This is a genomic window from Paenibacillus sophorae, from assembly GCF_018966525.1.
GTDB classification, from domain to species: Bacteria; Bacillota; Bacilli; order Paenibacillales; family Paenibacillaceae; genus Paenibacillus_AQ; species Paenibacillus_AQ sophorae.
Genome location: NZ_CP076607.1, coordinates 1985089 through 2009212, shown reverse-complemented (window position 1 = coordinate 2009212; position 24124 = coordinate 1985089). Strand labels below are relative to the sequence as shown.

The 24124-nt window shown below is 50.9% G+C and carries 33 protein-coding genes, 3 tRNA genes and 1 pseudogene; 11 read left to right on the top strand and 26 right to left on the bottom strand.

The genetic code is table 11. From position 1 onward, the window contains the following. Nucleotide 1: 1 nt before the first annotated feature. From KP014_RS09455 to KP014_RS09410, 10 genes are all read right to left on the bottom strand, one after another. Nucleotides 2-1984, bottom strand: a complete 1983-nt coding sequence (locus KP014_RS09455; protein WP_090834023.1) for an AAA family ATPase — start codon at nt 1982-1984, stop codon at nt 2-4. Further along, on the bottom strand, nt 1981-2241 hold the full coding sequence (locus KP014_RS09450) for a hypothetical protein (RefSeq protein WP_051500598.1): 261 nt from the start codon (nt 2239-2241) through the stop codon (nt 1981-1983). The genes KP014_RS09455 and KP014_RS09450 overlap by 4 nt, the downstream gene beginning before the upstream one ends. A gap of 105 nt (nt 2242-2346) precedes the next feature. Next, complete coding sequence (locus tag KP014_RS09445; RefSeq protein WP_036603396.1) at nt 2347-2586, bottom strand: hypothetical protein; 240 nt, start codon at nt 2584-2586, stop codon at nt 2347-2349. Further along, nucleotides 2583-2831 carry a hypothetical protein gene (locus KP014_RS09440; RefSeq protein ID WP_036603394.1) on the bottom strand — a complete coding sequence of 83 codons (249 nt, stop codon included), beginning with the start codon at nt 2829-2831 and terminating at the stop codon, nt 2583-2585. Before KP014_RS09440 ends, KP014_RS09445 begins: the two co-directional genes overlap by 4 nt. 254 nt (nt 2832-3085) lie before the next feature. Further along, entirely contained in the window at nt 3086-3340 is a 255-nt protein-coding gene (locus KP014_RS09435) for a hypothetical protein (RefSeq protein WP_036603391.1), read from the bottom strand. Further along, entirely contained in the window at nt 3337-3606 is a 270-nt protein-coding gene (locus KP014_RS09430; RefSeq protein WP_036603388.1) for a hypothetical protein, read from the bottom strand. Before KP014_RS09430 ends, KP014_RS09435 begins: the two co-directional genes overlap by 4 nt. 9 nt (nt 3607-3615) lie before the next feature. Continuing rightward, a complete protein-coding gene (locus tag KP014_RS09425; protein ID WP_036603385.1) occupies nt 3616-4131 on the bottom strand; it encodes a hypothetical protein in 516 nt (171 codons plus the stop codon). Nucleotides 4132-4260: 129 nt separating this feature from the next. Continuing rightward, entirely contained in the window at nt 4261-4404 is a 144-nt protein-coding gene (locus KP014_RS09420) for a hypothetical protein (RefSeq protein ID WP_175491826.1), read from the bottom strand. Between the two features lie 14 nt (nt 4405-4418). Next, complete coding sequence (locus tag KP014_RS09415; RefSeq protein WP_175491827.1) at nt 4419-4562, bottom strand: hypothetical protein; 144 nt, start codon at nt 4560-4562, stop codon at nt 4419-4421. A 55-nt stretch (nt 4563-4617) separates the two neighbouring features. Then, nucleotides 4618-4803, bottom strand: coding sequence for a helix-turn-helix transcriptional regulator (locus KP014_RS09410; protein ID WP_036603383.1), 186 nt, complete (start codon nt 4801-4803; stop codon nt 4618-4620). Between the two features lie 149 nt (nt 4804-4952). On the opposite strand from KP014_RS09410, the gene KP014_RS09405 reads away from it, so the two are divergent. The 5 genes from KP014_RS09405 to KP014_RS09385 all read left to right on the top strand — a co-directional run bounded on the left by KP014_RS09405 (nt 4953) and on the right by KP014_RS09385 (nt 8685). After that, complete coding sequence (locus tag KP014_RS09405; RefSeq protein ID WP_036603382.1) at nt 4953-5309, top strand: helix-turn-helix domain-containing protein; 357 nt, start codon at nt 4953-4955, stop codon at nt 5307-5309. Further along, a complete protein-coding gene (locus KP014_RS09400; protein WP_036603380.1) occupies nt 5306-5857 on the top strand; it encodes an outer membrane protein assembly factor BamD in 552 nt (183 codons plus the stop codon). Before KP014_RS09405 ends, KP014_RS09400 begins: the two co-directional genes overlap by 4 nt. A 70-nt stretch (nt 5858-5927) precedes the next feature. After that, nucleotides 5928-6782 carry an ImmA/IrrE family metallo-endopeptidase gene (locus KP014_RS09395; protein WP_051500597.1) on the top strand — a complete coding sequence of 285 codons (855 nt, stop codon included), beginning with the start codon at nt 5928-5930 and terminating at the stop codon, nt 6780-6782. A gap of 29 nt (nt 6783-6811) precedes the next feature. Beyond that, nucleotides 6812-7129 carry a recombinase family protein gene (locus tag KP014_RS09390; protein WP_036603379.1) on the top strand — a complete coding sequence of 106 codons (318 nt, stop codon included), beginning with the start codon at nt 6812-6814 and terminating at the stop codon, nt 7127-7129. 38 nt (nt 7130-7167) lie between these two features. Beyond that, nucleotides 7168-8685 (top strand): recombinase family protein, encoded by a 1518-nt coding sequence (locus KP014_RS09385; RefSeq protein WP_051500596.1) that lies wholly within the window; start codon nt 7168-7170, stop codon nt 8683-8685. A gap of 11 nt (nt 8686-8696) precedes the next feature. Here the strand turns inward: KP014_RS09385 and KP014_RS09380 are convergent. The 4 genes and pseudogenes from KP014_RS09380 to KP014_RS09365 all read right to left on the bottom strand — a co-directional run. Further along, a pseudogene (locus KP014_RS09380) lies at nt 8697-9587 on the bottom strand (TadA family conjugal transfer-associated ATPase); the annotation flags it as partial. Next, a complete protein-coding gene (locus KP014_RS09375; RefSeq protein ID WP_051500595.1) occupies nt 9584-10750 on the bottom strand; it encodes a P-loop NTPase family protein in 1167 nt (388 codons plus the stop codon). The gene KP014_RS09375 and the pseudogene KP014_RS09380, both read right to left, overlap by 4 nt. Before the next feature lie 205 nt (nt 10751-10955). Next, nucleotides 10956-11495, bottom strand: a complete 540-nt coding sequence (locus KP014_RS09370; protein WP_343223078.1) for a thiol-disulfide oxidoreductase DCC family protein — start codon at nt 11493-11495, stop codon at nt 10956-10958. A gap of 100 nt (nt 11496-11595) precedes the next feature. Continuing rightward, complete coding sequence (locus tag KP014_RS09365) at nt 11596-11874, bottom strand: hypothetical protein (RefSeq protein WP_036603374.1); 279 nt, start codon at nt 11872-11874, stop codon at nt 11596-11598. 359 nt (nt 11875-12233) lie between these two features. Between KP014_RS09365 and KP014_RS09360 the strand changes: the two genes are divergently transcribed. The 3 genes from KP014_RS09360 to KP014_RS09350 are packed head-to-tail and all read left to right on the top strand — an operon-like array spanning nt 12234 to nt 15282. Then, a complete protein-coding gene (locus tag KP014_RS09360; RefSeq protein ID WP_090834026.1) occupies nt 12234-13307 on the top strand; it encodes a FecCD family ABC transporter permease in 1074 nt (357 codons plus the stop codon). Continuing rightward, nucleotides 13307-14116, top strand: a complete 810-nt coding sequence (locus tag KP014_RS09355; RefSeq protein WP_246590683.1) for an ABC transporter ATP-binding protein — start codon at nt 13307-13309, stop codon at nt 14114-14116. Before KP014_RS09360 ends, KP014_RS09355 begins: the two co-directional genes overlap by 1 nt. 38 nt (nt 14117-14154) lie before the next feature. Beyond that, complete coding sequence (locus KP014_RS09350) at nt 14155-15282, top strand: ABC transporter substrate-binding protein (RefSeq protein WP_036603369.1); 1128 nt, start codon at nt 14155-14157, stop codon at nt 15280-15282. Nucleotides 15283-15404: 122 nt separating this feature from the next. Here KP014_RS09350 and KP014_RS09345 read toward each other — a convergent pair whose 3' ends face one another. Beyond that, complete coding sequence (locus KP014_RS09345; RefSeq protein WP_036603366.1) at nt 15405-15839, bottom strand: organic hydroperoxide resistance protein; 435 nt, start codon at nt 15837-15839, stop codon at nt 15405-15407. Between the two features lie 183 nt (nt 15840-16022). Here KP014_RS09345 and KP014_RS09340 point away from each other — a divergent pair, with 183 nt between their 5' ends. Next, entirely contained in the window at nt 16023-16499 is a 477-nt protein-coding gene (locus KP014_RS09340) for a glutathione peroxidase (protein ID WP_036603363.1), read from the top strand. Between the two features lie 115 nt (nt 16500-16614). Here the strand turns inward: KP014_RS09340 and srlD are convergent, their stop codons facing one another. From srlD to KP014_RS09295, 9 genes are all read right to left on the bottom strand, one after another. Continuing rightward, nucleotides 16615-17394, bottom strand: coding sequence for a sorbitol-6-phosphate dehydrogenase (srlD, locus tag KP014_RS09335; RefSeq protein ID WP_036603360.1), 780 nt, complete (start codon nt 17392-17394; stop codon nt 16615-16617). 27 nt (nt 17395-17421) lie between these two features. Further along, nucleotides 17422-17787, bottom strand: coding sequence for a PTS glucitol/sorbitol transporter subunit IIA (locus KP014_RS09330; protein ID WP_036603359.1), 366 nt, complete (start codon nt 17785-17787; stop codon nt 17422-17424). A gap of 23 nt (nt 17788-17810) precedes the next feature. Beyond that, nucleotides 17811-18815 (bottom strand): PTS glucitol/sorbitol transporter subunit IIB, encoded by a 1005-nt coding sequence (srlE, locus tag KP014_RS09325; protein WP_036603356.1) that lies wholly within the window; start codon nt 18813-18815, stop codon nt 17811-17813. Between the two features lie 12 nt (nt 18816-18827). Beyond that, nucleotides 18828-19373, bottom strand: coding sequence for a PTS glucitol/sorbitol transporter subunit IIC (gene srlA / locus KP014_RS09320; protein ID WP_025691383.1), 546 nt, complete (start codon nt 19371-19373; stop codon nt 18828-18830). Between the two features lie 17 nt (nt 19374-19390). Continuing rightward, the gene (locus KP014_RS09315) at nt 19391-19813 is read right to left on the bottom strand and encodes a transcriptional regulator GutM (protein ID WP_036603352.1); all 423 of its coding nucleotides are present in this window, start codon (nt 19811-19813) and stop codon (nt 19391-19393) included. 14 nt (nt 19814-19827) lie between these two features. Further along, nucleotides 19828-20805 (bottom strand): sugar-binding transcriptional regulator, encoded by a 978-nt coding sequence (locus KP014_RS09310; RefSeq protein ID WP_036603349.1) that lies wholly within the window; start codon nt 20803-20805, stop codon nt 19828-19830. 219 nt (nt 20806-21024) lie between these two features. Further along, nucleotides 21025-21957 (bottom strand): cysteine synthase A, encoded by a 933-nt coding sequence (cysK, locus tag KP014_RS09305; RefSeq protein WP_036603347.1) that lies wholly within the window; start codon nt 21955-21957, stop codon nt 21025-21027. A 154-nt stretch (nt 21958-22111) separates the two neighbouring features. Beyond that, nucleotides 22112-22194 (bottom strand) — tRNA-Leu (locus KP014_RS09300). 69 nt (nt 22195-22263) lie between these two features. Further along, on the bottom strand, nt 22264-22632 hold the full coding sequence (locus KP014_RS09295) for a helix-turn-helix domain-containing protein (RefSeq protein WP_036603344.1): 369 nt from the start codon (nt 22630-22632) through the stop codon (nt 22264-22266). Nucleotides 22633-22779: 147 nt separating this feature from the next. Between KP014_RS09295 and KP014_RS09290 the strand changes: the two genes are divergently transcribed. Both KP014_RS09290 and KP014_RS09285 read left to right on the top strand, forming a co-directional pair. Next, nucleotides 22780-23001 carry a Rha family transcriptional regulator gene (locus tag KP014_RS09290; protein ID WP_090834052.1) on the top strand — a complete coding sequence of 74 codons (222 nt, stop codon included), beginning with the start codon at nt 22780-22782 and terminating at the stop codon, nt 22999-23001. Between the two features lie 62 nt (nt 23002-23063). Next, nucleotides 23064-23690, top strand: coding sequence for a hypothetical protein (locus KP014_RS09285; RefSeq protein WP_036603342.1), 627 nt, complete (start codon nt 23064-23066; stop codon nt 23688-23690). Nucleotides 23691-23811: 121 nt separating this feature from the next. On the opposite strand, the gene KP014_RS09280 is transcribed toward KP014_RS09285, so the two are convergent. Next, a tRNA-Leu gene (locus KP014_RS09280) sits at nt 23812-23894 on the bottom strand. A 3-nt stretch (nt 23895-23897) separates the two neighbouring features. Then, nucleotides 23898-23972: transfer RNA gene (locus KP014_RS09275), tRNA-Glu, on the bottom strand. Between the last annotated feature and the right edge of the window lie 152 nt (nt 23973-24124).

The following is a 24124-nucleotide window of genomic DNA, read 5'->3' as shown; positions in this document are numbered from 1 at the left end:
ATCAAATCGCCTCCTGAATAGATTTGCTTTCCAGCCGAAGTTGCTTGTCTGGCGCGCTGACCACCAACCGGATAACTTGGGCATCCGTATCGATCAGTTGAGTGACGGCCTCCGCGTTGTCCACGAAGATCGGAGCCGAGAATCCGTAATGGGCGCTCAAAGTGTTGATGATGTCCAGACCGACATTGATCCGGGCTGCATTATTAAGCCCGCCATCATACGGCACACCGTTGTATAGCGTGTCGCAGACCTCATCCATCCCCCCATTGACCTGCGTTTTGAAGAGACGGAAACGGGCCAAGTGGAACTTACTGTTGATCTTGGCGTCCAGCATGCTGACCTTGGTCTTGGTAAACTCTTCACACAGATAAAGCTCATGCTGCAGCCGTTCGTACTCGCCAGCCAACTCCCGCTCCTGCTTCTCCAACTCGGCGATCCGCTGCTCCGCACGCCGAATGCCTTCGAACTTGACCAGGTCGCGCTCCATGTCCTCCACTTCCCGTCGAAGCCGCCCGATCTCTTCCCGGACGGTTGCCGCGGCGGTTTGACTCGAGTCACGAAGCTGCCTGATCTCCTCCTGCAACCGGGAGGATTCCGCCTGCTTACCGGCATATTCCGGGTCAGCGGCGGGGTCTTTGACGCCCGCGCGCAGATCAGCCAGTTCCCCCTCAGCGGCGGAAATCTCCGTTTGGAGCACGGCCAGAACATCGTTTAAACCATCGATCTCGCCTTGTAGCCTGCTAATCTCCTGCTCAAACTTCTCGGCCTCGGCAACTGCTGCTTTTCCATCGGCATTGATGCGCTCCTTCCGATCAGCGATCCGGCGATTGAAGTCGGCTTCGGCCTTGTCATGAGCGGCTTGAATCTGCTCAACCGGCAGTGCCTGGCCGCAAGTCGGGCAGTTTTCGTCATGCTGATTCTCAAAGACTTCGTTCTTGAGAGCAGCGAATTCAGCCCGCAGCCGGTCTACCTCCTGCCGGCGCCCGGCAGCCAGCCGCTCGTTTTGACATATACGCTGCTGTTTGTCCTCGCCATTGCGGCGGTACCGGTCCTGCTCCTGATGAAGCCGATTGACCTCATCGCGCTTGATTGCCACTTTGTCCAGCACGGCCGACTGCATCCGGGTTTTAATCTCCAGTTGCTCCGTCTCAATCTCGCGGAGCCGCTTCTCTTTGACGGAGACCTCTCCGCCGGAAAGGATGCGGGAAACCTCCGCTTCCCGCGCCTCAATCCGGCTGCGGAGCAAAGTAATATCATCCTTCAGGAGCCCTTCGTCCAGCTCGGAGACATCCGGCATCTGCCGCTGAACCTCGCTGATTCGGACCGGCAGCTCTTTGATCTCCTTATTAATAGAAGAAAGCCTAGCGGAAACGACCTTTTTGTGGGAATCCATATCCCTTCCAGCGAGGATGGTCGGCAATGGCTCCAGTTCCTTGTTACCGTGGATGACCTCGGAGTCAGTCAGATCTCCGCACACCTCCAGCAGCTTCTTGCGGCGCTGGTCCTTGTTCAACTGCTCATTGAAATAAGAAGGGCTGGTCAGCAACCTAAACAAATCCTCTTTAATAATGGAATCGACCTCGGCCTTGTACTCCCCCGCCTTGGCTGGTACGCCATCGATGAAATAAGAAGTGGTGTGGCCGGTGAACTCTTCGATCGCAGCCCCGCGCTTCTTCGTCCAATCCTCTTTGTAAACACGACGGAAAATCCGGCGGCGGTCGTCTATGAGGAGCGAACCCTCAATCTCATGCTCCAGTTTGTGTTGAAACACATTACCGGAACTATCCAATGTTTTGATTTCAAAGGTAGCACTGTTAGTGCTGTCCTTCCCGAAAAGCAACCAAAGGAATCCGTCGAACAGGGTAGTCTTCCCTGTGCCGTTATCCCCATAAATGTCAACGTCCCGGCCGTCAGCCGGAACATTGAATTCCTTAATCCCTTTAAAATTACGGAGCGTCAAGCGCTCCAAAACGATACGCTTCAAGCGATCTCCTCCTCTATCGCTGCATTGCACTCGGCATGCAGAATCATTTGCTGATCCGGTGTTTCCGGGTATCGGATACTATCCAGATGAGTCCTAATGGTGAATTCCAGATCAGCCAATTGCTCATTGCTGAGATGAAGTTGAATTGATTGGTTCCCCTGCTGAATTGCAAGAACCGGAGGATTATAATGAGTCTCAGGATTAATTTCGAACCCGATGACTTCTTCATCCAAAAGAAATGAGTGTGTCCCACGCATGGAAAATTCCTCCCTCTTGTGTAATGCGCCCTCACCTGCTAAGATGAGGGCAAGAATGTATTTGATTGTCAAAGATCAAGATGGTCCCGGTGCAACGGGACTGTTTTATTTAGAGCGATTTATCCGCCGCGCGTCCCGTGCGGCTTTTCTGCGTTTCTTCCGCTGCTCCCGCGCCCATTTGGACAGCCGGCCTCCGGATGACATGCTGACCGTCGCGCTATCGGCATCGCCCAGCTTTTTACGAGCCGCTGCCTGCAGGGCGGCCGGTAATGGTTCAAACTCTCCGGCTACTGGCTTGACATCAGGCTGCTTTAAGCGGATCAATTCGCCTGTATCGATGTTCATGTAGGTACGCTCCCTTCCTCGTCGTGCTCAGCAATCGTCTTCCAGTCCACTATTGCCGGAGCGTTCTCGACGCTGGCGATCAAATCGCCGTTCTCGTCTTCGATTAAAAACTCTGAATGCACCGAGTTCTCAAATTCCTGCCCGACTTGCTTGATTGAGATCACTTCATGACCATCGATCTCCGAGCCGACTTCATAAATTCGGTTCGGTGTACTCAGTACCGTCAATCTCTGAATGATTTGCATATAAGTCCTCCTTTCTATGTACTTTTCAAGGTGGGCGAGGGATTTCCACCCTTGCATGGGAGGCCCCCCTGCGCTTATGTGCTTCTCTTGCCACATTGCCAGGGCGTCCGGTCATCTGCCGTCCTTTTGACCGCGTCTTTATTGATTCCGCCACCACCTTGGATGCGTCAGCCGCATCTTGGAGCACCGGAAGGAGGAGTGCCCCGAAGGGCTCCGATGCTCCAAGACAGGGCCGAGGCCGCTGTCACAAGCGCCTATTCATCGGGCGCCTGAATGATATAGTTGAAAATGAACTGCCTGTCCGCATCCGGGTAAAACGGAAGGCCGGCGATCTCATTCCGGCACCGAAGGTGAAGCTCATCGCGTCTGCGCCAGATTGCTTGAAACTCTTCCGACAACGGGGACATCGTGCGCAACGCTTGAAGAGCCTCTTCGGTGTTTTGCTTTAGCTCTTCCCGAGTTTCGATATACCGACGGGCATATGGTAGAGCGATTTCTGCTGTACTCACGCCGCCCCCTCCTTGCGCTTTTGGCGATCAAGGGTTAAAATGGACGCAACGAGATACTTTAACCGAGTGCTCAACGATGACTGCCCTGGCCGGCGGTCATTTTTCATTTCCAGTTCCGCAATGCGAATCATATTGTTCAGGTATGCCGAGGCATCCTCAATCTTTCCTGGAAGCATGACTTCCGGATTCTGCCGGATCACTTGCAGGTTATGCACCGCCCGCTCCCCCGCCGCTCGTGCTTCAGCGACCAATTGTGTTCTGTCCATCTTCAACCCTCATTTCAGATAATTTTTTGAAGCCAACTCCGAATGATGTTCTTTCCATAATCCAAGGTAGGAGAATCCATATTTCCGGCATTGGACGGCTACGTTATGCGTTAGAGCTGTGATCGCTTCTAACTGTTCAAGCAAGGCGCCTTTGATCTGCTTCCGCTCCGGCTCGCTCAAATGTTCAGGGTGCTTGGTAACCGGCAGCTTAAGTAGGCACTCCTCTGCCTCGCGGATCTCCTCGAGCGTCTTTATGTAGGCAGAGCTTGGATGCAGGTCCGCCCCATTCAGCCATGGAACGGATGCCCCGCCGGTTACCTCTGCCGCAGCCGCGATGTACAGTTGCCCGTCGTCGTAATGCTGAACTGCAGTCTGCATAACCGACTTCGTGGCCTTTCTACTCCCCCTGATTACCTTGCCGACTGTTGATGCATCCGCATGAACGATTCGGCCGACTTCTCCCCGGGTGTTCCCCGCTTTCTTCATGACCGACTCAAGCGCTTTTCCAAATTGTCCGATTGCCAACCGATCTACCACTCCTTTGTCCGTTTTATGGGATGCTATCGGACAGGAGCCTGATGTATGATTTTCTTAAGCAATTCCCCTTACCTCATCCCCAGCCCGCCGGTGCCGGTACAGCTCGGCGGGTTTTCCTTATCCAGCAGCATCTTCTTGTTTGGATTTGCGATCCTGCTGGATCTGATCCGCGTACTTGATGTTCGCGGCAGCCAATAATTTGTGGAGCTTGTCCCATGCTTTATCGGAAAGCCCGGGATTATAAGGTGTTGGTTTTTCCATGACCGGAACCTCCTTTAAAATTTGAGCAATACATAACGGGTTTTGTTTTGATCGGGCCAGATGCTGTGCAGCGTCCAGCCTTCCTGAAGGAGCTTGTCCGCTTCGGCCCAGTCATTGGTTTCACGGACGCCGCTGGCGTCGCTCAGTTGGTGTTCCAATTAGATGACCTCCTTTCGTATTGTGGACTCCAGAAACGTTTCGTTGCCTACATCTTCAAAAAAAAAGTGTCCAATCAAAATTAAGAACAGAAGCAATTCTTTTTGCGAGGTCGACACTTGGATTCCGATTACCAGCTTCGATCATTCCGTAATATTGGCGACTGATACCAGAACTTTCTGCGATGGAATCTTGAATTTTACCATCAGCAATACGTAAATCAATCAACCACTGCCTAGTCATTTCACCACCCCTATGCAACATTTCGTTTCGTTAATAAACCTAATATAAAGCAACGTTTTGTTTCTGTCAATACTTTTACGCTTCTTTTTGTTGCGTATCCTTTTTAGCAACAATAAGTTGCGTTATACTCCTCCTAAAGAGGTGATAACGTGATCCGTCTCGATCGTTTAAGAGAACGAAGGATTGAAAATAAGTTGACCCATGAAGAATTGGCTGAGAAGCTTGGAATTTCACGCCAAGGATATGGAAATTACGAGTCTGGAAAACGTGATATCGATACTGATACGCTCGCCCGAATTTGCCAGATTCTTGACACTGACTCCGACTATCTACTTGGACTTACAGATAAACCGAAGTGGGAGCCAAGCCTTTCATTCTACGGAGGTCCTGAAGGTTTGACAGAAGACGAGTTGGAAGAAGCTGAAGCTGCTGTGAGACGGTACCGTGAGATGAAAGAACGAGCTGCAAGAGAGGCAGAGAAAAAAAGTAACGCGGGGGAAATATGAAAAAGCTGATGGTGATTCTATTTTCAATGCTACTCTTGGCAGGCTGTGGTACATCCAAGGCCGATGAGGCAGCAGATTTGGCAAATCAGGCGGATCAACACTATAACTCAGGTGATCTACAGAGCGCAGAGGCAGTATATCAGAAGTCACTGGATATGGCAGAAGTTCCGGAAGTCAGAAAAAAACTTACCACTACCCAAAATGAGATCACTGCACTCGATGCTGTGAGGAAATCGCTGAATGAACTCAAATCATCTAAGCTTGAGATTTTACAAGCGACTGAGCCTGCAGATCAGTTGGAAGTGACTAAAAGAATTGAGACAATCGTTACTGATCTTCCAAATATTACGGCACCTGAATCAACCGGCATTGCCTACTATCTGGAGAAACTTAGAAATGACACGGATTTATTCATGGTCCAAACAAACGTTGGTCTTTATATAAATTTCCTTCAAACCGGCATTTCAGGAGAAGATAGTTTATCAAAGCTATCAGACTCCATTGATATCTTCTTGAAGGAGCATTCAACAATAAGCAATTACAAATGACACCAAGCCAGCAATGGCTTTTCTTTTACAGCAAAAACAGAACATATGTACGCTAAACGGAGGATTTTACATGGATATGAACAAATATTTCAAAACTCCACTGGAGCAGAGCATCGAAGAATACTACATCGCAAACGGCATTTTAACTCCAGATTATCTTGTAATCGACCGAATCGCGGAAATCTTCGGCGTTGATGTAGCTTGCAACGAACTACGGACATTCTCCGATAATGAGCTTCGTGTGATCTTCCTATGCCTTACCGATGATCTTAATGCACAACGCCTGTCATTCTTTCATGAGCTCTGTCACGTATTACGGCATGCCGGCGATCAGCGGCGGATGCCTGAACTATTCCTCCAGTTACAGGAGGCCGACGCCGAAAGGTTCAGCCTATATGCTGCTCTCCCTTTTTTTATGCTTAAAAAGATCCAGCTTCCGGAATCAGAGGATGAAGCCGCTGGTTTAATCGGAAAGGTATTTCGGGTACCACCCAAATTTGCCAAGCAGCGACTGACTCAAATAAAAGAACGAATCACCGGCGCTGAATTCATGGCGACCTTAACATATACAGCGGCAGCCCGGGAAGAACGCATACCAGAACCGATAAACTCAGATCCAGTCATTCGTGGGATATACGGCCTCGAAGACCTCTCCCGCCCCCACACTCTCGTTATTGAGCAGCGCGGTGGGTTTGACTGGGAGCAACCTTTACATATTGTGGTCGACGGTTGTTTTAAAAGCATCGATGCACATCCCTATAACAAGCGGGACACGGCCGTTGTAAGTTCAGGCGACCTTTCTATCTCCCGCAATCGAGCAGACTGCCTCACCATCAATATGTCCCGCGTCGCCTGGCGGCATGGGAGGACGGCCAGCCGGCTATTTCTTCCGATGGAAGCTGTCGACGATGCGATAAATTTTTAAATGATACCAAATTCAAAGGAGAGATTTAAATGAAAGCAGCTATTTATGCAAGAACAGCTACAAAAGAACAATCAATCGAAGCCCAAATCACAAAATGCAAGGAATTTATCGAAAGTCTAGGTGGTGAAGTTACATGTATTTATTCAGATGAGGGATTCAGCGCAAACGACCATAACCGTCCATCGCTGCGAAAATTAATAGAAGAATCATCAAGCGGAGATTTCAACACAGTGGTTTCGTTCGGTTACGCAAGAATATTCAGAAATGTTTTCGATCTCAAAGAATTTGAATTTGGATTAAACCAACAAGAAATAGAACTTTTAATAGCTGATATCAAAAACCAATAGTCCTAAGAAAACAATCATAATACTGTAGGGGTGGTAATATGGTCGCAAAAGCAGATGGAACAGCAATTGGCGTTATGAGGGCAGCCATATACATCCGCGTCTCAACTGATATGCAAGCCGAAGAAGGATTCTCGATCGAAGGCCAGCGGAGCCGTTTGACCAGCTTTTCCGAATCCCAAGACTGGAGCATATACGATTTTTATGTGGATGATGGGTACTCAGCCAAGGATTTAAAACGTCCGGACATGCAACGTATGCTGGCTGATATGGAGGAAAGGAAATTCGACGTCGTCCTAGTCTACAAATTGGACCGTCTCACCCGCTCTGTTGCTGACCTACACGCCCTGCTTAAAACATTTGATTTGCACGGCGTCAAGTTTAAGAGTTCCACGGAGATTTTTGAGACGACGACGGCCATGGGGCGATTCTTCATCACACTCGTTGGCGCAATGGCTGAGTGGGAGCGTGGGACGATCTCAGAGCGCGTACGCTTTGGCGTTGAGCAGATGGTCGCGGAAGGGCGGCGTCCAGGCGGAGTGTTGCCGTATGGGTATACGCAACAAGGTCAGCTGATTCCCGAAGAGGCGGAGCTGATCCGCGAGGTCAGAGATATGTATTTGAGCGGTATGGGGTACAAGACGATCGCAATGAAGCTCAATCGATCAGACAAACAGCGCCGCGGCCATGACTGGACAGATGGGACCGTGGGGTACACTCTGGAGAATCCGTTCTACGCCGGCATCATACGGCTGGGTTCGAAAACAGCAGCCGGGACCTACGTAAACAGCAAACGCGACGAGAGGGTGAAATGTATCTACGGCAAAGGAAGTCACGAAGCGATATTTACCCAGGAGGAGTACGACGAGATCAAGGCATTTATGGCCCGCAAAGCGAAGGGCGGATACAGCCGGATTAACACTTACTGGTTCAGCGGCGTGCTGCGCTGCGGACGATGCGGGGCAGCCATGTTTGGCCGCCTGACTACCAAGCGGACGACCACAAAGGGAGACGTCCGGACCCAGTATTACATCTGCTCCAATCGGCATCACATCAAGACGTGTGACCTTCCGATCTTCCGGCAGATTCATGTCGAACATCTAGTCCTCCAGTACATCGAGCGGCTACAGGTTGACATGGAAAGGCTTAAAGAGGAAGCTCAACGAATTACGGAAGATGAGGGCAAAAAGAAGACGGAGATTGATAAGGAGAAGCGAGAACTCGCTAAGATTTCAGAGCGGCGAGAAAAGTGGCAATACATGTTCGTGGAAGGGCTGATCTCGAAAGAAGATATCCGGAAGAAAATAGCGGAAGAAGACCTGAAGGAACGAGCAGTTCGGCAGAGGATCGCCGATAACCAAAAATCCTTATCGGGCATCCCCCGGCTAACCGAACTGGCCGGCCTGGCAGACGCCTGGCCTTACCTGGATGATCAGGAGAAGAAGGATCTCGTTTACACCCTCTTCTCCCAGATCGTGATCAATACAGACCTCAAGCAAGTCAAGGGCGTGAAAAACAAGTTTTTTGATGCTTATATTCAGGACATTACGTTCAATTGAATCCACAATATAGTTGATGGAGATCCGTCGTGTCCTGTGTTCATCGCCTGAAGCATATCAAGCGCCTCTGCGCCACGAACCTCTCCAACGACGATCCGGTTCGGACGCATCCGCAGCGACGAGCGGATCAGATCGCGGATGGTGATTTCCCCCCTGCCCTCCGTGTTGGCGTTCCTGGTCTCAAGGGATACCAGATTAGGTACAGTCACAATTTGCAGCTCAGCCGAATCCTCAATTGTAATGACCCTCTCCTGGGGAGGAATAAACTGGGATAATGCGTTCAGAAAGGTGGTCTTGCCCGAACCCGTTCCACCGCTGATAAAAATATTGTATTTAGCAGCTACGAGCGTCTTCAGCAGATCGGCCGCTTCCCGGCTGATGGCCTCCCGGCGGACAAGATCATCCATTGTCATCGGCGACTCGGGAAACTTTCGGATCGTCATTGCTGGACCCTTCAGCGCGACGGGCGGAAGCACAATATTGACCCGCGACCCGTCTTTTAAGCGGGCATCAACTATCGGCGACGATTCGTTGACTACGCGGTTGACGTCGGAAACGACGATCTGGATAATATCCTCCAGCCTGGACGCCGATTCAAACGCCAGCGGCAGGCGGCGGATCTCCCCTTCCTCTTCGACAAAAATATCTTCATGGCTGTTAATCATAATCTCGCTAATGGCAGGATTATCCACGAGCGGCTGAAGCACATCCAGACCGCGAAAGGAATCGAACAGTCTCCGGACAAGCGCGCGCTTCTCCTGGGCCGTTAACGGCCGCAGCTCTTCCCGCTCAAAAATCGTTCTTTCAATATGCGAGATCAGTTCGCCGTTCCCCACGGAGGAGGTCACATCCAGCCCTGAACGTATATCGCTGCGAAGAGCCCGGAATAATTCGTCATTCATGAATTTCCCTCTCCGCCTGACTGAAGCTCAGGCTGCGGCATCCCCGCAATCATTCCGCATAATTTCTGGATACCGCGCTGGAACACCGGCGAATTGAGACTTAGCTCCCCCCTATTGGGCAGATTCCATGAGGAGATGAAGGGAAGCAGGACATCAGGCTCTATTCCCTCGGTGAACGGTATCTGCGGAACATTCTCCCTGGCGAAATTTACTGCAAACAAGCTCTTGCCGGATAAATCCGCCGTCATCCCGGAATGCGGAGATGTGAAGTGCGACAGCCACCTTTCGGTTTTGTAGACACCCACCTCGTCGTCCCGCAGCACCCAAACCAGACGTCCACAGCATTGCAGCACCGCCCCAGCGCGTTCTTCCCCGATGCTGCCCGTATCGACGATGACGATATCATAGCCGCCGTCCCCGGCCAGCAGTTCCATCAACTCCTGCGCATCCCCTGCGCTCATATGCACCATTTCTTTAACATTGCTCACAGGTCTGAAAGTATCGCAGTGCAGCGCGTCCAGTCTTACAGCATAACGCCTTATGCCGATTTCCGAAGCGTGTCCTCTATCTTTGGAGACTTGAATCTCGTACAGAAGCCGCTCCAGCCCCGGGCCTTTTCCCCAGGAAGGATGCAGAAACAACCCGCTGCTGTTCACCGTCTCAAGATTCAGATAAAATACGGACAATCCTTGGCACCCAAACTGCTTGGCTAAGTTCATCGCGACCGTCGTCTTGCCGCTGCTGCCGCTTCCCGACACAATTCCAAGCAGCAAAGTGCCTTCGCCCAAACCGAAAGCTGTGCGGTTTCGCCGCACTTCACACAGCTGAAGCATGGAGGACAACAGCGCCGGCAGCGCTTGATATTTCGCAATCCGTTTGCCGCCTGCAGCACCCTTATTCTCCGTGAACGCCGCACCGCCGGCTTCCTCCAGAATCGCCCAAGGTACAGCCGCCCGGCCCCCAACGAGCCACGCCTCGATGAACGCGGGTTCGCCGACAACCGCGTCAGGCACTTCCCCGCCCTTCATGTACTCGGTAAAAACCTCCATTCGGCTGAACGCCTTAATATTCAGCATTTCTCCATACTCGCTATGGTGAATATAGTGCAGCAGCGGTTCGATATATTGGGTTTCACGTACGGCGAGCACGATGTTAGCGGCCATTAATCTTCCCCCTTTCTTTAACATCCTCACAATTTACTTATAAGAAGACAGCAAAAAAAGCACCGCCAATAACCGCGACAAACGGTTAATGAACGGTGCTTCCGTCACTATTCCTATAATTTACAGCTATACTAGCATATTTATTGAAACACGGCAATATTTAAAAATCAGAATAATTCACTCCCCTTTTATTCAGAGGCTATCACTACAAAAAGCGCCCCCGGATCTCCGGCGTAGGCAAAAGGCACTGATCATCACGGCCGAACCAGCGGTAGCGATTCTTTGCCACGTACCGGTACAGCCTGTTGCGCAGCGGAGCCGGTACGGCGATAAGCAAATAAGCGGTCGGCCAGGGAAAGCGAAGCCTGCGCAGAATACGAAGAGCAGCAGCCGATTCCGTATAATACTTCCCGTTTTCTACAAGCACTACCGTATCCAGCCGATGAGCGTCCAGCCCGCCTTTTTCCAGCAGCTTTTGCCCGATGTCGCTCTGCAGCGGCGCGAAACGAAAACGTCCTTCGGGATCACGGGGAATAATGAAGGTTACCAGCCACCCGCACAAATGGCAAACGCCGTCGATCAGCACGATGGATGCCCCGTCGGCATCAGCGAATTTTTGGGGCTCTGCCGCCTCTGCCCGCTCTTTCGTCTTTGATGATTCTTTCGCCTTTTTCTGCTTCTCCGTCTTTCCTTGCTCTTCCGGCATCTCCCGCTCGGTGGATTGCGCCCTTCTCACATCAGCCATCCGGCTCCTCTCCTTCCCTTCATATTCTATCTTTCCCCGTTTTACGGCAAAACAAAAACGCGGGAATCTTCCCGCGCCTCCAGGTTCCTGTCTGCTGCTGTTACTCGGCAGTGGTCTTCTCAATCCAGTTGTCACCGATCATTTGATCTTCCAACTCTCCGGTGAACGCCTCCATACATTTGCAAATAAAGTCCTTGCGGCAAATCGGGCAGGGAGTCTTCAGCAGTCGGCTGATGTTCGTCATTCTCCATTCAGGAAGCCGATGGTAAAACGCGCGGCATTCCGTTCCGTCAGCGAGCTTAATAATGAATTCATACAGCCCATCCTTGTCGTTGCTGCTGGCCTTCGTCACGTTCGTGATTACCGGTTTATAAGACATCTTCATCACCTGTTATTTTAAATTTTGGCTAATCCAATGTGTAAATGACCGTATGCTCAGATACTTAGACATCTTAAAGAATTTTAGGGGTGATGTCAACCAAAGGGAGGATGAGTTCGAAGCTGAGATTAATGAAGGAAAAAATCGGGCTTATCAGCCTGTGATCAAAATCTTCCAAAAAGCTATGTCAACGAACGCGAATTCCGCCGTCGTACCTATTCTAATTATATCTATTTATATATAAAAATAATGAATATATGCTAAATGTCATAACAATATTAATCTTTTTATATCAAAATGTAAAAAACTTAGGCTTTCAAGCTGGTTTCAGAAAAATTCAGAAAAAAGGAGGCTGAAGGATGAACGCAAAAATGACACAAACTTCCGAAATGTTGGGGCAAACGACGAATTCCTCCGGCAAACACAAACGGGTGATCCGAATCGTTCTGACCGCCGGACTGCCGATTGCCGTGCTGCTCCTCTCCTTCACACTCGGACGTTACAGCGTCTCGCTGTCTCAGATGGCTGATATCTTCCGGGCCCGCCTTCTCGGACTGCCCGACCCGGGACCGGATTCTGTCAGCACCGTCCTGTTCAATGTGCGCATTCCGCGAATCGCCGCCGCCCTGCTCGTCGGCGGGGCATTGGCCGCCGCCGGAGCTTCGTACCAAGGCCTGTTCCGCAATCCGATGGTGTCGCCGGATATTCTGGGCGCCTCTGCCGGGGCGGGATTCGGTGCGGCGTTAGCGATGCTGCTGTCGCTTGGCCCGGCGGGCATTCAACTGCTGTCCTTCCTGCTCGGTATTGGAGCGGTGGCGCTGACCTACTCCATTGGATCGCTTGTCAGCCGCAGAGGTGGGGCGGTGCTTTCCCTGGTGCTGACCGGGATCGTCATTTCCACCGTGTTCGGCTCGTTCACCTCGATTATTAAGCTGGCTGCCGATCCTGACAACAAGCTTCCCTCCATCACCTTTTGGCTGATGGGCGGATTGTCTCTTGTCGGACTGGATGATTTGGCAATCCTTGCTCCGCTCGTGTTAATCGGTTTGATACCACTGCTTCTGCTGCGATGGAAGCTGAACGTATTGTCTTTTGGCGAGGAAGAAGCCCAGTCGCTCGGTGTCAATACGGCCAGAATCCGCATAGTCACCATCGTATGCTCCACCCTGCTGACCGCCGCCTCTGTATCCGTCAGCGGCATGATCGGCTGGGTAGGTCTAATCGTGCCCCATCTCGCACGTATGGTCGTCGGGCCAAACTACAAGGTGCTGCTGCCCGTCTCCGCGCTATACGGCGCATCCTATCTCTTGCTTGTCGATGATATTGCCCGCAGCGCGCTTACCATGGAAATCCCGCTTGGAATCCTGACTTCCCTGATTGGCGCTCCCTTTTTCATTGTGCTGCTCCTTACCGGAAAAAGGGGGTGGGACTGATGCTGGAAGTCGAGAATCTCTCCTGCGGTTATGGCAGTCAGCCGATCGTCAAGGAGGTTTCGTTTTCGGTTCGGTCCGGGGAGATTATGTGTCTGCTCGGTCCCAACGGCGCAGGCAAAACAACCTTGTTCAAGACCTTGCTGTCTTTTCTGAAGCCCTTAGGGGGAACCGTCAAAATTAAAGGGCAGAGCACCGAAGGATGGTCCAGACAAATGCTGGCCCGTGCCGTTGGCTACGTCCCCCAGGCGCACGGCGCCCCTTTTCCATTCAGCGTCTTCGATGTGGTCACCATGGGCCGCACCGCTCATCTCGGACTGTTCGCCGCACCGAGTTCCAAAGACCGGAGCATTGCCGATCAGGCTCTGCAAATGCTTCAGATCACTGCTCTGCGGGATCGAATATACACGGAGCTGAGCGGAGGAGAGCGGCAGATGGTCCTAATCGCCCGGGCGCTGGCGCAGCAGCCGGACATCTTGATAATGGACGAGCCGACGTCCAATCTGGATTTCGGCAATCAGATCCGAATGCTGGAACAAATCCGGCTGCTCAGCAACCGGGGAATGACGGTAGTCATGACGTCTCATTTTCCAGATCATGCCTTTTTATGCTCAGACAGGGTAGCGCTCTTGCGCCGCGGGCTTCCCTTTTTGGCGGGGTCTGTGAAAGAGGTGGTAACATCCGAGAATTTGAAATCCGCCTACGGCATCGATGTCGAGATCGCGGAACTTACCGCCGCCACAGGGCAGAATGTGAAGACATGCGTTCCACTTATGCGGACGGAAAGTCAAATGCTTGAGGAGTTGTCTTAACCAAACTTCATTATTCACAAAAAACAGGAGGTACTATCATGCAAAAAAGATTCAAAGAAAAAAGCTTGCTGGCGTTCATACTATCGGCAGCATTAATTCTGGTTCTGGCAGGATGCGGAAGCAATAATACAAATGGGAATGCCGGTGACACCGGAACCGCAGCATCGCCGGCACCTTCTCCGCAGGCGACTTCCTCGCAGACAGCCGAGGCAGGCAAGACCATTACGGATACCGACGGACGCCAGGTGACAGTCCCTTCGCAAATCAACAAAATTGCTGATGCCTGGCCTGCTCATAATGAAGTTGTGACGATCCTTGGAGCCGGCGGAAAAATCGTGTCCACCATCTCTACGCCCAAGTCGGTCCCTTGGCTGTACAAAGTAAATCCGCAGATGAAAAATGCTGTGACCGCCTTTACCAAATCCGAAGCGCAAATGGAAGAGGTGCTGAAGAACAAGCCTGACATCGCCTTTGCGTCGACCGGTTCTCCGCTGATTCAGCCTCTGGAGAATGCCGGGATTCCCACAGTAACGCTGAACTTTACGAATTTCGAAGAGATGAAGGAATGCTTCCGGTTGACGGGAGACATTCTCGGGGAAGATGCGCGTACCCGGGCCGATTCCTTTATCAGCTATCTTGATGGCAAGCTCGAACAGATAACTGCTGTAACGTCCAAAATTCCCGAGTCGGATAAGCCTAAGGTGCTGCATATTCAGTCCCTGTCGCCGCTTCAGGTGGACGGCAAGGACACGATGATCCAGAACTGGATTGAAGTAGCTGGCGGCGTTAATGCCGCTCAAGAGATTAGCGGCAACATGAAGCCTGTAAGTCTGGAGCAGATTATAGCCTGGAATCCGGATTATATCATGATCGGCAGCGGCCTGACGGATACCGACCACATCATGGACGATCCCGCATGGAGGACACTGAATGCCGTCAAGAACGGCCACGTTTATAACAACCCGAGCGGCGCTTTCCTCTGGGACCGCTACGGCGCCGAAGCCGCGCTGCAAATCCAATGGGCGGCCAAGACGCTGCATCCCGATCTGTTTCCCGACCTGAACATCGTCCAAGAAACCGTAAGTTTCTATAAGCAGTTCCTGAATTACGACCTTACTAATGAAGAGGCGCAGCTGATCATTGACAGCAAACCGCCGGTAGAGTAATAACGGTTTAAACTTCAGTCGTTCAGAAAATCAAATAAGACCCGTTTTCGCATCATCAATGCGGAAATGGGTCTTATTTATGCATGCCTTCAATAGTTTCATCTGCCACCTTAGCGAAGGGATTACTGCCGGCTCATTTCCAGCACATTAAGCTCCACCTCGATATTTCCCCTCGTCGCTTTGGAGTACGGACAGAAATCATGGGCTTTTTTCGCCAAATCCTCCGCTTTGTCATGGTCAACACCCGACATTTTCACATCAAGCCGTACGGACAGCTTGAATCCTCCGTCGCTCTCATCTTTACCGATGGATACGTTCGACGTAACCTCCACATCCTGAAGCTTGACGCCTTCCTTACGGGAAATAAAGGCCAGCGCGCTCTCATAGCAGGCTCCGTACCCCGCAGCAAACAGCTGCTCAGGATTCGTGCCTGTTCCGCCCGAACCGCCCAGCTCTTTGGGCATGCTCAGATTATGCTTCAAAGCGCCGTCAGAGGATTCAAATGAGCCTTCACGTCCGCCGCGAACCGTTGCGGTAGCCGTATACAATGCTTTCATTAATATCGTCTCCTTTGTAATCCAATTTTTACCCTAGCACTACCTTTAATTAAACTTGAGGCGCGATTTGAAACGAGAAATTACAAAAAATTTTAATATTTTTCAAAAAGTCTTGATTGTGATTATAAATCGTTTAAAATTAAATTGTTATAAACATATTATGGTTTGAGGAGGACCCCATTTATGAGCGTCTATGATTACCATGCAAATACCCTGCGCGGTCAGGAAGAATCGTTGTCCAAGTATAAAGGCAAGGTGCTGCTTATTGTGAACACGGCCAGCAAGTGCGGCTTCACCCCTCAATACAAAGGTCTCCAGGAAGTCTACGAAAAATTCAAGGGCCGCGGCTTCGAGGTACTCGGCTTCCCCAGCAACCAGTTTGCGGCGCAGGAGCCCGGCAGCAGCGAGGAAATCCAGGAATTCTGCCAGCTCAACTACGGCGTCTCCTTTCCGATGTATGAAAAAATCGATGTTAACGGCGACAATGCCCATCCGTTATACAAATATTTAACGAAGGAAGCTCCCGGCGCGCTCGGCTCCAAAAGCGTAAAGTGGAATTTCACCAAATTCCTGGTCGACCGTGAAGGACATGTGCTGAAACGCTTTGCCCCGACGACGACACCCGAAAGCATCGAAGATGAAATTAAGACTCTGCTTTAATTGAACAGCGGTGACATTCCCCCGGGAAAAAGAAAAAAAGGATTGCGCAGCATGATTCTCCTGCACAATCCTTTCGTTTATCCAATCGGCATTCGTTCCGGAGGCACTCCCCCGGCTAGTGCATGACCTGACCGCCCGTCACGTTAATGGATTGCCCCGTCATATAAGACGCTTTGTCGGAAGCGTAAAAAATAACGGCATTGGCGATATCGTCATACGTGCAGCCCCGCTTCAGCGGCACTTTATCCGTATATACCTGCTCCACTTCTTCCGGTTTGATGCCAAGCTTCTGGGCGTATTGGGGAATCAGGCTCTGGAACATCGGCGAGTTCAGCAGATTGCCCGGCATAATCGAGTTGACACGGATATTGTGCTCCGCCAGATCAAGCGCCAGGCTTTGCGTCAGCCCGACCCCGCCGAATTTGGAAGCGGAATAGGCCGAATTATGCTTGCTGCCGACCTTGCCCGATTTCGAATTGATCTGAATGATATTTCCCCCGCCCTGCCCGATCATGACTCGCGACACTTCTCTTGCGCACAAAAAGTATCCGGTGAGATTTACGTCGACGGTTAAATTCCAATCTTCCAGGCCAAAGTCGGTAATTTTACGGCTCTTGGCGACACCCGCCACATAAACCAGCAGATCAATGCGCCCAAAGGCTTCCGTTGCCTTGCCCACCATCTCGATTACTTCGTTTTCATGGATGAAATTTACCGCTACAGCCAGCGCTTTTTGTCGATGCTGTTCCTCAACGGTCCGAGCTACGCTCTCCGCATGTTCACCATTTAAATCAGCCACAACAATATCATAGCCTTCGTCAGCGAGACGATAGCAAAGCGTTTCTCCCAAACTTTGACCTCCGCCGGCAACTATTGCCACTTTACGTTCACTCATATCCTTAGCACTCCTTTATCGATCTTTTTATTTTTTAATAATTTTTATTTCGCCGCCGATTCCCGGTTTATGAAAATCCTTGTTCTCTAAATACAGCGTGCCGGGCAGCCCTTCCGTTTCTCTTCCGTCAAACTGAAGGGTGATATGCCCGAGCAGCTTTAAATTTCTGGCCACTTTGCTTCCGACCGAAGTGATCGTATACTCGATGCCATCCAGGAGCAGAACATCTCCCTTTTCGATTTCGCCTTCCACATCGTTAACATGGATCAGAAGACAATAATCCGCTACATCCGAAGGCGCGTTCTCACCGAACAGTACAAAGATTTTATCTTCAATAAAATCAAACACCGACGAACCGATTTGCGTAATCCGGGTTTGATAAACGGTTTGCATAACAGAGTCCTCCATTCAGTTCATTAACTGTACAGCCCAAAGCTGGCCAACCAAGCAATAAAGACCGTGGGCGCCCCGGTAAGAAACCGGCCGTACAATACGGCTGGCACACCTACTTCGATCGTCTCCACCTCGGCCTCCGCCAGTCCCAGTCCCACTGGGACGAAATCGGCGGCAGCCTGGGAATTGATAGCGAACAGCGCTGGCAGCGCCAGATGAGGCGGGATATTTCCTTTGCCGATTTCCACTCCGATCAGGGTTCCGACAACTTGCGCGATGACCGAGCCCGGTCCCAAAAAAGGGGATAGCAACGGAAATGAGCACACCAGTGAGATCAGGAGCAAGCCAGGCAGCGAGCCCGCGAACGGCGAGAGAAATTTGGCGAATACGTCGCCGATTCCCGAGGCGTTAATTATGCCGATCAACATCGCCACAAAAGCCATGAATGGCAGAATAGTTCGGATAACCGTATCTATCGCTTCCCGTCCCGCCTGATAGAACACGCTTACAATGGAGCCCATTGCCATGCCGACCCGTGCCAGCAAGCCTTTCGGCTTTTGCTGTTCACTTATTTTTTGCTTTGCGCTATACTTAGGTTGGGTTTTTATTTCTGCATCACTTTTTTCGGGCTGGGCTGTATGGGGTGTTGCAGCACCTTCATACGGCTCAATGTCCGAAACCTTCACTCCGGATACATAAATATCCTCGGTAATATGCTTTGCCAGCGGTCCGCTTTTCCCCGTTGGAAGCACATTAATGGTCATAATTCCCTTTTGCGGATACACGCCGCAGCGCAGTGTCCCTCCGCAGTCGATGATGACGCAGGCGATTTCCTTTTCAGGGACGCTTGTTTTAAAGCCGTCTACCAGTTCTGCCCCGGTAAGCTCCGCAATGTGGTCGGCAATATCCGGTTTCGTTCCCCCCGTTATGTAGACCACCTTATTTTTTTCCTCAGTCGGCCTGATAATGAGCGGACCACCAAACCCGCCTGTTCCCGCTTTGATAATAACCGCGTTGTAATTACTCATGTCCCCCACCTCCTACAAGTTAACGGTTTCTTTCAGTTTTACTTTCTGCTGTTTCTCGACGATGGAAGTGGTGAGATCGGTTACCCAGCCTCTGAAAAAGTTCGTCACAATCCCTACCAGGAAGTACCGCAGCGCCAGCTCCGTCGTGTTGAGACCCAGTGTGGTGATACCAGCCGCGATTCCAAGGAATACGAACAGTTCTCCGGGATTCACATGCGGGAATAACCCGTTATGCGTATGGCAGGAATATGAGGCCGCGGCATAGTAGCTGGGTTTGTATTTTTCGGGCAGGAATCTTCCCAGCGAGAGGGTCATCGGGTTGGCAAGAATAAAAGTGCCTACAATCGGAAGGATAAAATAGCGCGTAAAGGGATTTTTTGCCGATTTCCTTGCGACTCGCTCCACCCGTTCCTGGCCGATCAGCTGAATCAGCGCATTCATAGCCACCAACAGCATAATCAGTAGCGGGACAATTCCTGTAACCAGATTGGTAAAGGTCACGCCTCCCTGCCTGAACAGATTCATAAAGCCGTTGGCCAGGTTTGTTACAATTTCCATACTTTCACCCCATTTTGTTATTTTTTCGCCGGTATTAGTCTTTCGAGCCAGGTCTTCTTAAGCTTGAGTTCACCTCCATTTGAAATAATCTTATAGCTGCTTATGGCATCCCTGATAGCGCCCTTTGTCAGCTTGTCGAACCCCGCGAGATCTCCCTCTTCCAGCTTCGGCAGCGGCTTACCTTCCAGACCTTTCAAGGATCGCACTCTGGAAAAGACCGTGACTCCCTGCATCCTAGCGGCTTTCAGAATCTTTCCCTGCGAGTCGATTGCGAGCATTACGACGGTACCTGCCCTGAACCTTCCCGTCTTCTTGCCGATGGCAACTCGCCCGATCCGCCTCAGTTCCGTGTAATGTCGGTTGAAATGTCTAATTTGCAGGAACCCGAGCACACTTTGCAAAAGCCAGGACAACGCAATCACAATAATGATATATCCCATAGTATTCACCCCCTTCAATTCATTGCGTGCGATTTCTTCTGCGCCTCCAGACCGAGCATCTCTACCGCGGTTTCTTCATTGGTGACCAAGGTGTTGATATATTTACCCTTGATGGCTCCGATAATGGAAGGCGCCTTCTCTGCCGATTCTGCCAGAGCAATTGTATACCGGGTGTTCCGAAGCCGTTCCAGCGGAATGGCGATCGTGCGATCGGTTAATTCGGATTCGATTAACTTCCCTTCCAAGTCGTAGAACCTAGAGCAAATATCGCCGATCGCGTTATGCCGATTCAGGTCGGCAATTTCCTTGTCGCCGTAAAATCCGGTCCAGATCATGTTCGAATTGCTGATAGGAGCGCCGATGCCAACTACAGCGACCGTAAGACGATCCCACAGATCAGATATTTTGCGAAAATAATGCGCTTGCACAATTTCGTCTCTCGTTTCCTTGCGTTCCACAACGGCCGCTGCGTCAATCAGATACGCTTCTCCTCCGAAGTCATTCGCGATGCTGTACACGATGGCATTGACATGATACTTCGTTTCCATCGGCCCTGGCCCCCCAACCAAGGGAACGAAATGCGCGGAACGCTGCTCGCAATCGGTAAATTCCCCAATCAGGCTTCCCATCGTGGTGCCCCAGGCCAATCCGACAACATCGTCGTCCGTTATCACACTTTTCATAAGCTCGGCCCCAGCTCTCGCTACGGCCTTCTTCCGGCCCGACTCGGACAATTCAGTGTTGGAGGGCACGACAATTGCCCTTTTCAGTTGAAATACGCTTTCCAAACGCTCCTCAATTTCGTATTTGCCTTCACCCTCCGTAATCTTGATCTGAACCACGCCTTCTTCCCGCGCTCTTTTCAGCAGACGGCTAATTGAAGTGCGGTATATGCCCAGCGCCTTTGAAATTTCGCTCTGTGTCATGTCGTCGAGGTAATACATTCGAGCAATTTGAGCCAACAGCCTTCTATCTTCATCATGGATTGTCATCGGCTTTCTCTCCAGACCTTTTATATTATCGGCACATATGTGCTTTTTGTTTTATCATTTGTGCTTCGTGGCTTTAGTATACGCTTACAGGTTCTTTTCGTCAATACGTCGGACAGGCTTTTTTCTATTAGTTAAAAATAAAGACCGGTCAACGGGCATTTCTGCTCGGCGACCGGTCTGTTGACCGCTGCTTGCGCGGCTTGCATGCCGCTTCTCGCTCTATTCCTCGGGAAATAATTCGGTTGAAATGTACCGTTCGCCGGTGTCCGGCAGAAGGACGACGATGTTCTTGCCGATGTTTTCCGGCCGTTTGGCCAGCTGATAGGCGGCGAATGCCGCAGCTCCGGAAGAAATCCCAACAAGCAGCCCTTCCTTCCTTGCCAGTCTTTGCGACGTTGCAATCGCTTCTTCATTCTTTACCGTGATGATCTCGTCCACAACGGCCCGGTTGAAGTTACCCGGTACGAAGCCAGCACCGATGCCCTGAATGGCATGAGGGCCCCGCTGTCCGCCGGATAGAACAGGTGAGCCGGACGGTTCCACAGCGACGATCCGCACCTGCGGATTGCGCTGTTTCAGAACCTCGCCGACTCCCGTAATCGTTCCGCCGGTGCCGACGCCTGCGACAAAAATATCCACTTTTCCATCGGTATCATTCCAAATTTCTTCGGCCGTAGTCTTCCGATGCACATCGGGGTTGGCCGGATTCTCGAACTGCTGCGGGATATAGGAATTGGGTATATCTGCGGACAGCTCCTGTGCTTTGCGGATCGCGCCCGCCATGCCTTCCGAAGCCTGGGTCAGCACCAGCTCCGCCCCGAGCTGTTTCAGAAGCTTTCGACGCTCTATGCTGAAGGATTCGGGCAAAATAATAATCAACCGGTAGCCCAGTGCCGCCGCCACAAAGGCAAGACCGATGCCGGTATTTCCGCTGGTCGGTTCGATAAGGGTCGTCTCTTTGTTTATGAGCCCCTTGTCTTCGGCATCCTTGATCATGGCGTATCCGATCCGGTCCTTCACGCTGCTCGCCGGATTGAAATATTCCAGCTTGGCCAGGATGTTCGCAGCCGCGCCTTCCTCTTTGAAGCTGGACAGCTCGAGTAGCGGCGTATTCCCAATCAGTTCGGTCAAGTTCTTAACGATCTTCCCCATTGTGCATTGCCTCCAAAATTAGATTTTTCAAATTATAGCTTTCATCTATTCCCATGCAAAAACTCGGTATAATGAGCATACCGGAAATTCCATCACTTGTAAATCGCATGTGCAGAAACAAAAAAAGCCTTGCTGCGCAAGGCTTCTTTCTATATGCGGTAGAGAGGACTCGAACCTCCACGGGCGTACGCCCACTACCCCCTCAAGATAGCGTGTCTGCCATTCCACCACTACCGCGCGGTGAATCATTTTTTTGAGGCCAACACATGTTATTATACTCGCTTCTTTCTCAAAAGTAAAGCTAAATTATTCAGGAAGCTGCTCCTCCTGTTTCCGTCTGCGATATTCGGCAAAAGCGAGATACTCTTTGATAAATTCCTTCTCCCGGGGCTGCAGTTCATCGAAATGGCAATTGGATTGCCGTATTTGCTCAAAAAAATAATCCTCGCTTCCTTCACGCAGTATGGACGGGGAAGTCTTGCCCAGAATAAGCCAGTCCAGACTGACGCCGAAAAAAGCGCCGATTTCGATTAATTTATGCGTTCCGGGTGTCGACTTGCCCCGTTTCCAATCTCCCATATTTCCTGTACTGATGCCAAGCTGCTCACAGAACGCTTTTTTGGTCATGCCTTTTTTGTCAATCAAAAGTTCAATTCGATCATAAATGGACTGCATTTCCAGACCGCCTTCCGAAATTATAACAAATAACGTAAATAAGTCATTATTTTATTGTAAAATGACGTAAAAAAGTATATAATTAACTAATCTTATGCTTTAGCCCATTATATCATACGGCTGGAATGTCGATAAGAGGTGAGCAAGATACGCAGCAAAAAGCCCATAACCCCTTACGGATGGACAATCAAGCAGCGCCTAGCGGAGATGATGCTGAGTCAAAAAGAATTTTGCCAAATGAACGGCATACCGCCCTACCGCCTATCCAATCTAATTCACGGAACGCGCAGCGCCTTACGGTACCGCCGACAGGTGGACCAACTGCTCGATATAACCCCGGACATCACGAGTGAAGCGGGAAATAACTAAGCTATCTTTTTATCCGCTTAATCTTAGTATCCCATCCTGAAATCTGTCAAGGAGCGATCCCTTTGTCCAAAAGCGCCTTATCCCTCGCAATCCGATTGATACACTCTCTGCCGGGCAGCGCACTGGCTGTCGATAGACACGGATTGATCGCCGCGGCGAACGAACCATGGAAGAGCTTCGGTATCGCTTCGGGTCTTTCCATGCGCTTCGAGTGGACGGGGACAGACTATTTTGAAATGATGCGTGAGCTTGTTCTTCCACCAGACTCTATGCTGGAGCTAACCCAGGCCGTCCATTCCATCTTCTCGGAAGAACGGCTCGTTTACAATGGCAGGTTTCCCAAACCTCCTTCCCTGAAGGGAAGAAAATGGTTCCAAATTGAGGCCTTTGCTATTCCCGAAGAGACTAAGCGCTCGATCTCTTTTGTTCTGCTGTCCCACCGCTTTATCTCTCACGCCGCAGAACCGCACCAAGCCAAGCCGCCTGTCGACTCACTCCATCGGAAGTCATATCATTATCTGCCGGTCTGCGCTTCCTGCAAATCCATCCGCAAGGGCAGCGAATGGATTCCGGTGGAACGTTTCTTGCAGCAGAAACTGCATACCGAACTAACCCACGACATCTGTCCCCAGTGTATGGCCCAACTGTACCCCCAGTATCCCGGCGCCTTGGAACGGTTGGCGGATTAACTCCGTAACCGGCGTATCCCCCTTTCCGCCTGAATTCACGAGATATTGGTCCGATCTCCCTCTAAAGTTCCCTTAATGAGAAAAAAAACCCTGATTTCTCAGGGTTCTTCCTTGGCTATTATGCGGTAGAGAGGACTCGAACCTCCACGGGCGTACGCCCACTACCCCCTCAAGATAGCGTGTCTGCCATTCCACCACTACCGCTTATGGTGACCCGTAGGGGATTCGAACCCCTGTTACCTCCGTGAAAGGGAGGTGTCTTAACCCCTTGACCAACGGGCCATGCTTTAGTGTCACAACAAAAATGATTATAGCAAATCCCAAATCATCTGGCAAGAACTATTTTTCAAAAAAACACGGCGGCTTACTTATAGATGCAAACCGCCGTATATGCCTGCCTCCGCCCTTCCCGCGGAGATAAGCAGTTATATAAT